Annotated in this window: 10 protein-coding genes; 4 read left to right on the plus strand and 6 right to left on the minus strand. The window is 61.2% G+C overall.

From position 1 onward, the window contains the following. Positions 1 to 16 precede the first annotated feature (16 nt). Genes CQ012_RS04600 through CQ012_RS04610 form a run of 3 tightly spaced genes read right to left on the minus strand, consistent with a single transcriptional unit; the run spans position 17 to position 6,929 of the window. Complete coding sequence (locus tag CQ012_RS04600) at positions 17 to 3,334, minus strand: ATP-dependent helicase (protein ID WP_105661508.1); 3,318 nt, start codon at positions 3,332 to 3,334, stop codon at positions 17 to 19. After that, complete coding sequence (locus CQ012_RS04605) at positions 3,331 to 6,543, minus strand: ATP-dependent helicase (RefSeq protein ID WP_105661509.1); 3,213 nt, start codon at positions 6,541 to 6,543, stop codon at positions 3,331 to 3,333. The genes CQ012_RS04600 and CQ012_RS04605 overlap by 4 nt, the downstream gene beginning before the upstream one ends. Further along, a complete protein-coding gene (locus CQ012_RS04610) occupies positions 6,540 to 6,929 on the minus strand; it encodes an MGMT family protein (protein WP_166650728.1) in 390 nt (129 codons plus the stop codon). Before CQ012_RS04610 ends, CQ012_RS04605 begins: the two co-directional genes overlap by 4 nt. An 88-nt stretch (positions 6,930 to 7,017) precedes the next feature. Here CQ012_RS04610 and CQ012_RS04615 point away from each other — a divergent pair, with 88 nt between their 5' ends. The 4 genes from CQ012_RS04615 (at position 7,018) to CQ012_RS04630 (ending at position 10,561) form a co-directional block, all read left to right on the plus strand. Further along, on the plus strand, positions 7,018 to 7,701 hold the full coding sequence (locus tag CQ012_RS04615) for a 3'-5' exonuclease (protein ID WP_105657505.1): 684 nt from the start codon (positions 7,018 to 7,020) through the stop codon (positions 7,699 to 7,701). 246 nt (positions 7,702 to 7,947) lie between these two features. Continuing rightward, positions 7,948 to 8,940, plus strand: coding sequence for a methionine ABC transporter ATP-binding protein (locus CQ012_RS04620; RefSeq protein ID WP_105657506.1), 993 nt, complete (start codon positions 7,948 to 7,950; stop codon positions 8,938 to 8,940). 3 nt (positions 8,941 to 8,943) lie between these two features. Then, positions 8,944 to 9,609, plus strand: a complete 666-nt coding sequence (locus CQ012_RS04625) for a methionine ABC transporter permease (RefSeq protein WP_105657507.1) — start codon at positions 8,944 to 8,946, stop codon at positions 9,607 to 9,609. A gap of 103 nt (positions 9,610 to 9,712) precedes the next feature. Further along, positions 9,713 to 10,561 carry a MetQ/NlpA family ABC transporter substrate-binding protein gene (locus CQ012_RS04630; RefSeq protein WP_105657508.1) on the plus strand — a complete coding sequence of 283 codons (849 nt, stop codon included), beginning with the start codon at positions 9,713 to 9,715 and terminating at the stop codon, positions 10,559 to 10,561. Positions 10,562 to 10,737: 176 nt separating this feature from the next. On the opposite strand, the gene hemL is transcribed toward CQ012_RS04630, so the two are convergent. The 3 genes from hemL to CQ012_RS04645 form a co-directional block, all read right to left on the minus strand. Further along, entirely contained in the window at positions 10,738 to 12,045 is a 1,308-nt protein-coding gene (gene hemL, locus CQ012_RS04635; protein ID WP_400288341.1) for a glutamate-1-semialdehyde 2,1-aminomutase, read from the minus strand. Positions 12,046 to 12,049: 4 nt separating this feature from the next. After that, the gene (gene hemB / locus CQ012_RS04640) at positions 12,050 to 13,033 is read right to left on the minus strand and encodes a porphobilinogen synthase (RefSeq protein WP_105657510.1); all 984 of its coding nucleotides are present in this window, start codon (positions 13,031 to 13,033) and stop codon (positions 12,050 to 12,052) included. A 62-nt stretch (positions 13,034 to 13,095) separates the two neighbouring features. Continuing rightward, the gene (locus CQ012_RS04645) at positions 13,096 to 13,887 is read right to left on the minus strand and encodes a uroporphyrinogen-III synthase (protein WP_105657511.1); all 792 of its coding nucleotides are present in this window, start codon (positions 13,885 to 13,887) and stop codon (positions 13,096 to 13,098) included. Positions 13,888 to 13,889: the final 2 nt, after the last annotated feature.

The following is a 13,889-nucleotide window of genomic DNA, read 5'->3' on the forward strand; positions in this document are numbered from 1 at the left end:
CCAGCGTCCTGAGCGGCTAGCCTTCGAGCTGTTCAAACGCGCTGCTGATCATCTGTTCCAGTTCTTGCTCATCGGAGAGATACTCCGCGTGGATCGTAATGCCCGCCGCCACATAGTAGAAGGCGGCCTTGATCTCCTCTAGCGGGATTCCGTGCAGGCGTGACCAGCCCAGACGATACACCGCGAGCTGGACCAGCTTGCTCTTCAGATCCTTGCCGCTAGGAACTCGACCGGTTTTCCAGTCCAGCATCAGCCACGTACCGTCGTCCATCCGGAAGACGGCATCAATGCGGCCACGCACAGCCACCGGACCCACACGGGTCTCCAATGGAACCTCGACATAGGCCGGCTGCAGCTTGGACCATTCGCTGCATAGGAACGCTTCCTTCATGGATTCAAGGTCCAGCGCCTCATCAAGATAGCCATCTGCCGGATCCTGCAGGTCTCCCAGATCAAGCATTGACGTCTTCTCGTAGAACTCTTCAATCCAGGCATGGAACGCGGTACCGCGCCGTGCAGCGAGCCCCGGTCGACGCGGCACCGGGCGTCGAAGGTTTTCCAGTACCCCAACCGGGTCCTCGGCCAGCTCGACAAACAATGAAGCACGCACATGCTCTGGTGCCTCGATGCTGCGCTCACGGCCAGCCAAGAACTCGCGCTGGCCTAGAAGTTTCTCGGCTTCTTCAGCCCACTGCCTCCCGAAGCTGGTCAGCGGCTCATGATCTGTTGGAACGGATTCGAGATCCTTCGCCACTTCCGCAATGACATTGCGCCGTGAATACGGGTATGGAGTCTTTTGCACTCCCCCCGTGACGACGGGGCCTTCCAATGGATCGTACGGCCACAGCGCTTCAAGGGGCGTCAAAGTGCTCGGGTTTTGTTCCGGCGCTTCTTCGTCCTTCACCCAGACCCCGATCTCCGCCTGGGGTTCCTCGCCTTCGGCCAGCGGAAGCAAACAGGTGAAGAATTCTGATGGCTCGGTTGGCTTGGTACGGGTGCTCGTCCAGACGCTGCTACTGCAAATCAGCAATGACTTGGCGCGGGTCACCGCAACATAGGCCAGGCGACGCTCTTCGGCAATGTGGTGGTCCTCTACCTGGTCCTTGAAGACCGATTCGGCTTCCAGCAGTTCCTTCAAGGCCGGCTGTTCGGTGTCCCATTGGGGCAGGTCGCGGGCGTCGCCACGGATTTCCCAGGGCAGCGCTTTGTCACCGCTGGTCCACCGGTCGGATTTGGAACCCGGGAACACCCCGTCGTTCAAGGTCATCACCGCCACGATGTCCCATTCCAATCCCTTGGACGCGTGAACCGTCAGCAATTGGACTGCCGCGGGGTCAGCATCTTCGCTTGGCAGCGGTAGTCCCTTTTCCTTTTCGGCGGCCTGTTCCAGCCACATCAAGAAGCCGGACAGTTCAACGCGTGGCGCATTGCGGCAGTATTCGCGTACCACATCGGCGAAGGCATCGAGGTTGGCTCGCGCCTTGTCTCGAGATATCCACGGACGGGCAGCCACCTCGATGTCCAGGTTCATGGCGCGTTCGGTCTCGCGAATCAGCGTTTCAAGGTCGTCATTGGCCAGCAGCCGCAGGCCGGCGAGTTCATCGCGCAGGGCCGCCAAGCGCTCGTAGCCCGCTGCGCTAATGGTCCTGCCGTCATTGCTGGTCCACCCTTCCCTGGGCAGGAAGTCCAGTGCTTCGACGAGGCTGGCCGCATCATTGAGTTCGGCGCGGGCCGCCTCGGTCACTGCTTCTTCGGGGCTCTGCGCCTCTTCGCTTTCTGCCGGGTCTGGCTGCAGCCCGCGGGCTCGCCGCCGTTCCAGCTGGCGGGACCAATCGGCGAAGGCCATCAGGTCTGCGGCACCCAGCCGCCAGCGCGCTCCAGCCAATAAGCGCATGAGCTTGTCGGAGCGCAGCGGGTCAACCAGCACGTGCAGGTACGAGACCAGGTCGGTGAGCTCAGGGGTGCTCAGCAATCCGGATAGTCCCACGAGCTGGTATTTGATGCCCCGCTCAGCGAGCACCTCGCCCATGATGCTCAACTGGGTACGATTTCGCGAGAGCACCGCACTGGTCTTCGGCTCGGAAGATGCCCTATTCTCGGCAACAATCATGTCGGCTATGGCGTCTGCCTCGTCGCGAACCGTTGCGCAACGGTTGAGCACCACACGACCTGGCTTGGCATGCGCCGAGGAATCCAAGGGCTTGACCGAGACCGGGCCTTGATGCTGCGGCCCGCCGGCAGTGATGCTATTCGCTGCCGCGAGCACGTTGACGGTATTGCGCCATGCGATGGTCAGGTGCTTCACGTGGGCGACGTCCCGGCCTGTGTCCCGAACAATCGGGAAGACTTCTGGGAATCGGAACAGCTGACCGGCACTAGCCCCGCGGAATCCGTAGATGGATTGGTTAGGGTCACCCACCGCGGTGACCGGATGGCCTTCGCCATAGAGTTGAGAGAAGAGCACCATCTGCGCGTGCGAGGTGTCCTGGAATTCATCCAGCAGCACCACCTTGTGGCTAGCCCGTTCGGCGAGCGCAGCTGCCGGCACCTCCTGGGCGATACGCGCTGCGTGGGCCACCAAGTCGCCGTAGTCCATCACCCCGAGGCGCTTCTTTTCCCGGGCGTACTCTTCAGCCAACTCAGCGATGGTGGCACGTGAAGCCAGCTTGTCGATGAGCTTGAGGGCTGCTTGGGTAGTTTTCTTGGGCTTCTCTGCGTCCATCGGCAAGGTGCGCAGGCGTGCCACCAGGTCATCAATCCACTGATGGGCCTCAGGTGCGGTGACCAAGTGCTCGGATGCTTCCGAACTGAAGGAAACGATGGCATCAATCAGTGTGCTGGTGGCACTGTTCAGGTGCTCGTAGTTGCCGGTGTATCTTTCCAGCACCGAGTGGGCCACCTGCCATGATTGGGCCGCGCCCAACAAGGCACTGTCTTCTTCAAGGCCAAGCCGCAGCCCATGGTCTTGGACCAGGGTGTTGGCGTAGGAGTGGTAGGTGGATACCGCAGGGTCAAGGAAGTCCCGGGTTTCTTCTGGGCTGAGCAGACCGGTGGCCACAAGCTGCGCGATCTTGGCACGGATACGCACGGAAAGCTCTCCCGCTGCCTTGCGGGTAAAGGTCACCCCGAGAATCTCTTCCGGCCGGACCAGCTGGTTGGCTACCAGCCAGACGACTTTATCCGCCATGGTTTTGGTCTTGCCCGAGCCGGCGCCGGCGATGACCAGCATCGGTTCCAATGGCGCAGCGACTATCTCAGCCTGCTGCGCGGTGGGCGGAAACTGCTCGCCCAGGGCTGCGGAGAGTTCTTCTGGAGTGAATCTGATATTGCTCATGGTTCGGTGACCTGTCGTCCTTGGGCGCACAAAGGGCAGATTTCAGGCAGCGTGCAGTTGCCGAGGATCCCTGCGGCTCCCGAAACGTGCCGGGTGATGAATTCACTGTTTCCCATCAGCGAGGCAGCTTCGAAGATGAGCGCGCGGGCCCAGTCCCCTTCACCAATTGATGGTTGTTCACGGACCGAGGCGCCCTTGGTGCTGGTACCGACGTAGACCAAGGATGCGCCGGCTGGCTCATCCGGGAGTCCTGCAGTTTCCTCGTGATCTTGCAACGCGCCGAGCTGGATTGCGGTTTGGTAGACGCCTAGCTGCGGGTGTTCCAAGGTTGCGTCCTTGGATGGCGCAGTGGAACCGGTTTTCAGGTCAACGACCCTCACCTTGCCGTTGGCGTCAGCTTCGACGCGGTCGATAATTCCGCGAAGCTGGATATGCGTGCCGTCAGGGGCCGGGACCTCGATCTGGAACGGCATCTCGCGAGCCACCAGTTCGCGTCCTTCTTGGCGCATGGTGACGCAGTAGGCGGCGAACTTCTTGAGCATGCTATTGGCACGGTCGAAGTCCCTTTGACCTTCCCAGTTCTCCAGTTTTTCCAGCTCTGGCCAGCGTTGCTCCAGGATCTGCTGGTATTCGCTTCCGCTTGCATCGGGATGCTCTTCGGCGATGGAGTGGATCAGCGTACCCAAGGAGGCCGCGAAATCGCGGGCAGCGGTTCCACCAGCGCTTTGCACAAACCAGTTCAGCGGCGATTTCACCAGGGTTTCCACCTTCGACGGTGACACCCGCCGAGGCTGGTCTTCCGGGATAACCGGTTCATGGGTAGTCAGTTCGCGCAACCCCCACCAGGAACTTGGATGCGCTCCTCGCACCGGGCGCTCTGCCTGAGCCAGGCGTCCAAGCACGTGGGTGGCGTCCTGGTACAGGTTAGCTGCTTCCACATCGTCCGGCGCTGGCGCTGCCCCAAGGCCGGCGGCCCTGGCTCTCTCGGCGGTGCTGCGCAGCTCTGCCACCAAGGTTGGAAGCGAACGGATGCGCGGAACCGCGGTTGGTTCCCTGCCTTCTGGCCCCGGTGGCTCGACCAGATCCAGGAAAGAGGAAGGCTGGCTGTCTTCGTTATCGACCGCCGTGCAAATCAGCTGGTCTCCAGCACGGGAGACGGCATTGCTGAAGCTGCGCAATTCGTCGTTGCGGATTTGGCGTACCAGATGCGTTGGCGTTCGGGTGGCCAGGAATTCAATGCCATGCTCCGCGGCGTCGGCGAGCGCATTGGAACCGAGCAGCTCGCCACGGAGCCGGAGGTTGGGCCAGGACCCTTCTTGCAGCCCGGGGATAAAGACCACTGGCCATTGCTTTCCGGCAGCGGCAGCGGTAGTGAGAACCGTGACGGTTTGCCCACCGGCAGCACGGGTTGCCAAGGAGTCCATGGGCAATTCCTGCTGCAAGATGTGCTCGATGAACTGCTGGACGCTGGCGCCGGGAAGCTGATCCACAAAACGTTCTGCGGCTTGGAAAAGCGACAGGACAGCATCCAGGTCATGATCTGCGCGGCGGGCGGCAGTGCCGGTGCCCAGGGCCTCTTCGCGCCAGGCCTTTGCCCGGCCCGAGGCCTCCCACATCACCCAGAGCGCTGTTTCCGGTGTAGCGGTTCCGCTGGCCAGTTCGTCTTGCAGCGCGGAGTACATCTTCAGCAGCCGGTTCAATCCGTAACCCGGCTTGCCCAATTTCTCGGCCATTGCCGGTTCACGCAGGCAGGATTCAAGCAACTCCTGGCTGGAGCGGCGTCCGCCGGCTGCGGCTTCCTGCTGGCGCAAGAGCTGGCGGATCCGGCGGATTTCCAAGGCAGTGCTCATCCCATAACGCGACAGCAGCAGGTTCTGCATCAGGAGCGGGTCATCGGTGACAGAATCGCTGAACGCCAAATTCAACAGGTCAAGCAGCGGACGGACCGCACCTTCATCCTTCAATGGAATTTCGGCCGGCGGCACCTGCACGCCGATTCCCTGGCCTTCAAGAAAACGGCTGAAGGAGCGCACCTGTGAACCGTTGCGCACCACAATCGCAATTTCAGCGAGGCTGCGGTTCTCGTAGAGGTTCAGATGCACTATCCGCTGGGCAATGAAACGTTCTTCCAAGGTGGAATTCTCGAATACCTGTGCCTGGCATAGTTCGTGTTCCGGCACGTTCAACGGCTCAATAGCTCGTCCGCGCAAGCCTGCAGCCAGCGGCACGCGGCTGACGATCCGTTTCCATGCCTCGGTGATCTGTCCAGACATTCGATAGCCGTGGGTCAGTTCGAGGCAGGTCGCTTCGCCAGCACTCGCGTAATTCTGTGCGAAACGATGCAATTCATCGGTGCGGGCACCGCGGAATCCCTGAACTACGCTGTCGGGTGCAGCGAAAGCGACCATGGCGCGGTCCTTGCCGAGCAGAGCCAGGAGGCGGTGCTGCGACAGGGTGGCTTCTTGCAGGTCATCCACGAGGATCAGGGCCAACCGGTCCTGTTCTGCGTGCAGGAACGCTTCATTGTCTTCCAGAATTTGTGCCGCCCGGGTAATCAGCCCTGCCGGGTCGAAGGCTTCGGCGCTGCCCAAGTCCAGCAGGTCGCGGTATTCCTGGTAGAACAGCGCAGCAGCGTGCCATTCGGGGCGGTTGGCTTGCTGGCCGAGGTCAGCGATGTCTGCAGGTTCCAATCCCAGCTCTGAAACACGGTCGAAGAACTCGCGGATTTCCTTGCGGAAGCCGCGAGTCCCTACTGCCAGCGCCAGTTCGCTTGGCCACTGCGGTCCTTCGGTGAGGCCTTCGGCATGGCCTTCCAGCAGGTGGCCGATGAGGGTGTCCTGTTCCGGACCGGAGAGCAAGCGGGGAATGCGTTCGAGCTGGGGCAAGAGTCCTTCAACGCGGGCACGGCGGATCAAGTCAAAGGCATAAGCCGACCAGGTGCGAACCACCGGTTCGGTGAAAGTCCGTTCTGCTCGGCGGCTGAGCTCATCACGGATCGAGGCAGCGGTCAGTCGAGTTGGCCCGATGATCAAGAGGGCCTGCGGATCGAGCCCGGCGTCAAGGTGCGCCACCGCGGTGTCGATGAGCAGATGGGTCTTGCCGGTACCCGGAGCCCCAGTGACCAGGACCGGGCTTTCCACCGAATGCAAGTGGCCAAGGACCGAGGTGGCTTCTTCGCGGGGCTGGCTTCGGGTCTCTTCCATACTCATAGTTGATCATCCATCTCGGACATTTTGGGGTTGCCCAGCGCCGTACGCAGCGCGTCAATTTTTTCCCACGCCCAGTCGTTGGGGTTCCAGCGGTATCTATTCATGTTCACGTGACGGCCAGGTGCTGCCAGTTCTTCTGCGATCCAGTGCCGTTCTGCTGCTTCGGCAAGCGCATCGGCCATGGAACCGTTGGAGCGGATAATCCGCCACCATGGTGTCCCTTCCGGCGCGCTTGCCATCGCCTTGCCCGTTTGGCGTGCTCCCCCGCTTCCGAGAAGTTCTGCCACGTCCTTGTAGCTGAGCACCGCCCCTGCCGGGACGAGTGCTGCGAGGCGATGCACCGCCTCTGAATAGTCCAGGGGCTTTTCGGCTGCGTCAGATGTCATAGCCCTATTCTGCCAATTAGCTTGCAGGACTCCACAACACGCAATTCGCAGGGCCGTCCTGTCCCGCCTTGGCTGTAGCGTTATATCCATGACTGAATGGCACAAGGGCCTGGCAATTGGCTTTGATTTGGAAACCACTGGTGTTGATACCAATACTGCACGCATCGTTACGGCATCGGTTGTCTTGCTGGATGCCGATGGCAAAGTGGTGAACAACCGCGAGTGGCTGGTAAACCCCGGGGTCGAGATTCCAGAGGCCGCGGCCGCAGTTCACGGAATCTCCACCGAGAAAGCCCGCGCCGACGGTGCCCCGGCGAAACAGTCCGTTCAGGAGATCTTGAATTTGCTGAAGTTCGCCTCGGAGCAAGCGCCAATCGTTGCTTTTAATGCTTCGTACGATTTCTCAGTGCTCTACAGCGAAGCCGTTCGCTACGACCTTGAGCCGTTTTTCCCGGGCAATGTGATCGATCCGTTCATCATCGACAAGCAGGTTGACAAGTTCCGCAAGGGGAAGCGCACCCTTGCGGCGGCTTGCGAGTTCTACGGTGTAGTCCTCGAAAATGCGCACACCTCGTTGGCCGATGCAGTTGCCTGCGTCGAGGTCGCTCGCCAGCTGGGCGAACGCTATCCGCAGTTGCAAGTAGATCCGATGGTGCTGCACGGCTGGCAGATCGGTTGGGCGAAAGAACAGGCAGAAAGTTTCCAGAAATACTTGCGCAAGACGAAGCCTGAAGCTGTTGTCGACGGCGCTTGGCCTATCACCGAGTCGTAAAGATTGAAATAATCAGCTTCTTGTGCCCCGTTTCACATGGGGTCAACAGGCCTCGCGACCACCATGCGGAAGCCAATCGTTCATTTTCTGTCACAAATCAACAAATTATATTCGAAGGCTCCCCCATTAAGGCCTCATACTAAGAATCTTGACTGTAATTTCCCCTTGATTCGGGCGATTTTGTTCGATGATGATTCAATGGAGGGTACTCTCTACACCCTTTGAGAATCTGAAGGAACACGCCTAGTGATCACAGTCAGTGACCTGCGCAAGGTCTACCAGCAAGACGGCAAGGATGTTGTTGCCCTTGATGGTGTCAGCCTTGAAGTCCCTACCGGGAAAATTCATGGCATCGTCGGACATTCCGGAGCGGGTAAATCCACTCTCGTCCGTTGCTTGACCTTGCTCGACCAGCCCACATCCGGAACCGTTGCCGTTAACGGCAAGGAGCTGACCAACGTCAGCACCGACGAGTTACGGAATGCGCGACGTCGAATTGGCATGGTTTTCCAGCACGCGAACCTCTTCGACTCGCGCACCACCGAGCAGAATGTGGCATACCCGCTGGAGCTTGGTGGCATGCCCAAAGCCGAAATTGATGCCAAGGTCGCTGAACTCCTGGAGCTCGTGGGCCTGACCAGGTTCGCCAAAGGGTACCCATCCCAGCTTTCCGGTGGCCAGCGCCAGCGCGTTGGTATCGCCCGGGCGCTGGCCACCGATCCGGATGTCCTGCTCTGTGATGAGCCGACCAGTGCCTTGGATCCGAAGACCACCGATGAAATCCTCGATTTGGTCAAGAAGCTGCGCGATCGGTTGAACATCACCGTGCTGATCATTACCCACGAAATGCACGTCGTGAAGCAAGCCTGCGATTCCGTTTCGCTGCTGGAAGGCGGCAAGATCGTGGAGCACGGCAATATCGAACAGGTCATCACCAACGCCGAAGGCACTTTGGCTTCCACGTTGCTCCCGCTTCCGGGCGACGCACCACGCATCGAGGGCGAAGGACCGATCCTGGACCTGCTCTACACCGGCGGCCAGGCGACCCAGCCTGTCATCTCTTCCATTGCCCGCTTGTTCAATACCGATGTCAATGTCTTGGCTGGTTCGGTCGAGCAGCTTGGCAACCAGCAGTACGCGCACTTGCGCCTGCAGCTGGCTCCCGACGCGGATCTGGATGCAATCGTGAACCACCTGAAGTCCACCGGCATCGCCGTAACCGTGAAGGGAGCCAAGTAAGCAATGGATTTCTTCACCCCCACCGTACTCAAGGCCGTAGGCCAAGCGACCGTCGAAACCCTGCAGATGGTCTTGATCTCAGGTGTGATCACCGTGATCATCGGACTGCTGCTGGGTATCTTGCTGCATGTCACTGGCAAAGGCGGACTGGCGCCGGTCCGCTGGCTAAACGCGATTCTCTCCACGGTGATCGTGAACATCACCCGTTCCGTCCCGTTCGCCATCTTAATGGTCGCCCTGATTCCGTTCGCCGCGATGCTCATCGGCACCGCGCTGGGCCCGATCGCTGCCTCGGTCTCTTTGACCATCGGCACGGTCCCATTTTTCGCCCGCCTGGTGGAAACCGCCTTGCGCGATGTTTCCGCTGGCAAGGTCGATGCCGCGCTGGTGATGGGTTCCACCAAGCTGCAAACCATTCGCAAGGTCCTGGTGCCTGAAGCCATGCCCGGCATCATTTCGGCCGTCACCACCACTCTGGTGACCTTGATCGGCTACTCCGCGATGGCTGGCTTGGTAGGCGGTGGCGGTTTGGGTCGTCTGGCCTACAACTACGGCTACGTCCGCTACAACATGCCCATCATGCTTGCGACCATCGTGATTATCGTGATCATGGTCCAGCTGGTGCAGGTCATCGGTGATGCGATCGCCCGCAAGGTCGATCACCGCTAGTCAAAACTTCCGCCGGTCTATCCGGCGGAGCCGTGGAACCGCTGAGGACACGGCAAATCCACTCGCATCGTGCCTCACGGCTCTACCTAAGGAAAGACAAGTTATGCGCAAGAAACTCGCACTCGCCATCACCGGTGTTGCCACCGCATTCGCCCTGACTGCTTGCGGCAGCAGCGAACCAACTGCTGATGCTGCAGCGACCCTGGATCCGGCAAACCCTACGGTTATCAAGGTAGGCGCCAGCCCGGTCCCACAGGCAGACATCCTGAACTTCATCGATGAGAACTTGGCGAAGGAAGCCGGCATCGACTTGGAAGTCATGGAGATCGATGACTACGTCACCCCGAACACCGGACTTGCCGACGGCTCGCTGGATGCCAACTACTTCCAGACCGAGGCCTACCTGGCTACCGAGATGAAGGAAAAGGGCTACGAGTTCGCGCACGGCGCTGGCGTTCATGTGGAGCCAATGACCGTCTTCTCGAAGAAGTTCAAGGACGCCAAGGACGTCGCAGAAGGCACCAAGGTACTGCTGAACAACGACCCGGTGAATCAGATCCGCGGCATGCGCGTCCTGGAAGAAGCAGGGCTGCTGCAGAACCTCAGCGATGATGATTCCCTGCTGACCGTCAACGGCAACGCGGACAAGAACCCGCTGAACCTCGAAATCACTGACGCCAACGCCGAGCAGGTCGTCCAGTACTACAAGTCCGATGATTCCATCGGCTTGGCGGTCATCAACGGCAACTACATCGTCCAGGCCAAGCTGGACAAAGCAGAGATGCTTGCCCAGGAGTCGGGCGCGAACAACCCCAACGCCAACTTCCTGACCTGGCGCGACGGCGAAGAGACCCCGGCTGTTGCGAAGCTTGAAGAGCTGTTGCACTCCGATGAGGTCCGCGATTACATCGAGAAGACCTGGACCGACGGCAGCGTTATCGCCGCTTTCTAATCCGGTTTCCAGCCACGGGGCATTCCCGAACGCTTGAACCTTGACTGCCCGAGTTCCGTATACGGAACTCGGGCAGTTCCGTTTCCCACCGTCTTTCCAGGCTTAAATGAGCCAGGGCCAGGCAAGCACCTCACGGTGCCTGCCTGGCCCTGGCTGTTGCCCTCGGGAGCCTGCAATTAGGCCGTGGCGGCCGCAGCGGCCCGGGCAGCTGCTGGGAGGGCCGCGAAGATCTTCTCCATTGCGGCATCATCATGGGCCGCCGAGACGAACCATGCTTCGAAGACGCTTGGCGGCAGGTACACCCCGGAGTCCAGCATCGAGTGGAAGAACGGTGCATAGCGGAAGGCTTCCTGCCCCTGCGCGTCAGCGTAGTTGCGCACTCCCCTTTCGGAGGTGCCGAATGCTACCGAGAACAAGGTACCGGCGCGCTGGATCGAGTGGTCCAGGCCAGCAGCATTGAAGGATTCGGTGATGGCACCCTGCAGCGCCTCGGACTGCTTGGCCAGGTGCGCGTAGACGTCCTCGGTCGCGTGGGTCAGCTGGGCGATGCCGGCAGCCATCGCTACCGGGTTGCCCGACAGCGTGCCTGCCTGGTAGACCGGACCCAATGGTGCCAGGTAGTCCATGACCTCAGCGCGTCCGCCCAGGGCCGCGGTGGGCAAACCGCCGCCGATGACCTTGCCGAAGGTGTAGAGGTCTGCGTTCCAGCCCTCTTCCTTGCCGGTCAGGCCCCAGTAGCCCGATGAGGAAGCGCGGAAGCCGGTGAGGACCTCGTCGAGGATCAGCAGCGCGCCGTGCTTGGCGGTAGTTTCCTTCAGGAACTTGTTGAATCCGTCCTCTGGAACTACGACACCCATGTTGCACGGAGCAGATTCGGTAATCACCGCAGCGATATTCGCACCGTGCTCGGCGAAGGCCGCCTCGATGGCGGCGCGGTCGTTATAGGGCAGCACCAAGGTCTCTGCTGCCGTGGCAGCGGTCACGCCGGCGGAACCTGGCAAGGCCAGGGTGGCAACACCCGAGCCGGCGTCGGCCAGCAGGCCATCGAGGTGGCCGTGGTAGCAGCCGGAGAACTTGATGACAAGGTCACGGCCGGTGTAGCCGCGGGCCAGGCGGACGGCGGTCATGGTGGCTTCGGTGCCGGTGGAGACCATGCGCACGCGTTCCACCCCGCCCATGCGGGACTTGATCAGCGCGCCGAGCTTGGCCTCATCCGGAGTGGATGCGCCGAAGGACAAACCGCGGTCCACGGCCGCGTGCACGGCAGCCTGGATCTCCGGGTGGGCGTGGCCCAGCAGTGCCGGACCCCATGAGCACACCAGGTCGACATACTCCTTGCCGTCGGCGTCGGTCAGGTATGCGCCCTTGGCACCGACCATGAATGGAGGAACACCGCCGACCGAACCGAAGGCGCGCACCGGGGAGTTCACGCCACCTGGCATGACTTCGCGGGCTTCGGCGAAAAGCTTTTCAGAGTTCGACATGTTATTACTTGCCTTCCTTGAGCCAGCCGGCAACTTCGGCTGCATAGTAGGTGAGGATCTGCTGGGCACCGGAGCGCTTGATCGACAGCAGCGATTCAAGCACGGACGCCTTGCGGTCAATCCAGCCGTTGGCGGCGGCGGCCTCGATCATCGAGTACTCGCCGGAAATCTGGTAGGCGGAGACTGGAACTGGGGAAATATCGGCAATATCGCGCACGATATCCAGGTAGCTCATGGCCGGCTTGACCATGATCATGTCCGCGCCTTCGGCAATATCCAGTTCAGCTTCCAGCACCGCTTCGCTGCGGTTGGCCGAATCCATCTGGTAGGTGCGGCGGTCCCCCACCAGCTGGGAGTCCACTGCCTCGCGGAACGGGCCGTAGAAGGCGCTGGCGTACTTGGCGCTGTAGGCGAGGATGGAGACATCCTGGCGCCCGGCAGCATCCAGTGCCTGGCGGATGACGCCGATCTGGCCGTCCATCATGCCCGACGGGCCCAGCATGTGGGCGCCGGCCTCGGCCTGGGCCACTGCCATCTGGCCGTAGATTTCCAAGGTGGCATCGTTATCCACGTTGCCCTGGGCATCGAGCACGCCGCAATGGCCGTGCGAGGTGAATTCATCCAGGCAGACATCGGACATGACTACCAGTTCATCGCCTACCTCGGCGCGCACCGCGGCAATGCCGCGGTTCAAGATGCCCTGCGGGTCCAGACCGGCCGAGCCGTTCTCGTCGCGTACTTCCGGGATGCCAAAGAGCATGATGCCACCCAGCCCCAGCTCGGCCGCGTACGCCGCGGCAGCCTTCAGCGAGTCCATGGTGTGCTGGTAGACCCCCGGCATGGAGGTGATCTCGTTGGGTTCGACCAGTCCCTCGCGCACGAAGGCAGGCAAGATCAGTTGGCGTGCCGAAAGCTCATTTTCTGCCACCAGGCGGCGGATGGCAGGATTCTGCCGCAACCGGCGCGGGCGATGCTGAGGGAAACCCATGGCTCCTCTTTCTCCAGTTCTCATAACTTCTTATTCCGTTGTGCACACTTCCGGTCCCGGAGTTACCGGTGCCGGAGCAAATCTTGGGCCGCACGGGCCAGGCCCTGCGGGGTGGGAGCGGAGGCCACGGCATGCACCGGCAGCCCGGCACGCTCCATAGCCCGGGCCGTTGGATGGCCAATCGCGATGGTCTGCAGCTTCCCGGGCAGCTGCGTCCCTGCCAGCTGCACGAAGCGGCGGACCACGCTGGGCGCCGAGAAGACCACCAAATCCTGTTCTTCCAGTCTGTCACCGATCCGGTTCGCCGGTAGGACGTTGAGTCCGGCTGCCGCTTCCGGCTCAGAGACCGGGGTGCCGGGCGCCGGGGCATCCACGGTTTCATAGGCAATGAATTCGTTGACCTGCACCGGGTATTTGCCCAGCCCATCAGCCAGCGTGGAGCTGGCCAGATCGCCGTGCGGATAGCAGATCCTGGCACCCGGCTCAGGGATCCATGCCGCAAGCATGCCGGCAGCCGATTGCTCTTCAGCTTCGAAGTCCACGCTGCGGCCCAAGTGCCGCTTGATGGCCTCGGTGGTCTTCTCTCCAACCGAGGCCAGACGCAGCTGCTCCGGCAGGAGCGCTCCAGCCAGCACCTGCTGCACCACCTTGACGGTATTCACCGAGGTGAAGACCAGCCAGGAGTAGTCTCCGGCGACCAGATCGCTGGCCATGCGCTGCAATGCGCTGCGGTCGGCGGGCCAAACAGTTTCGATCAGCTGGGCGCACCACGAGGTGATGCCCAGCCGATCGAATTCCTGCACGGTGGCCGCGGCACGTGCCGGGTTGCGCAGGATCAGTACTTGATAAGCCATGG

Source organism: Arthrobacter sp. MYb214, assembly GCF_002979865.1.
Lineage (GTDB): Bacteria > Actinomycetota > Actinomycetes > Actinomycetales > Micrococcaceae > Glutamicibacter.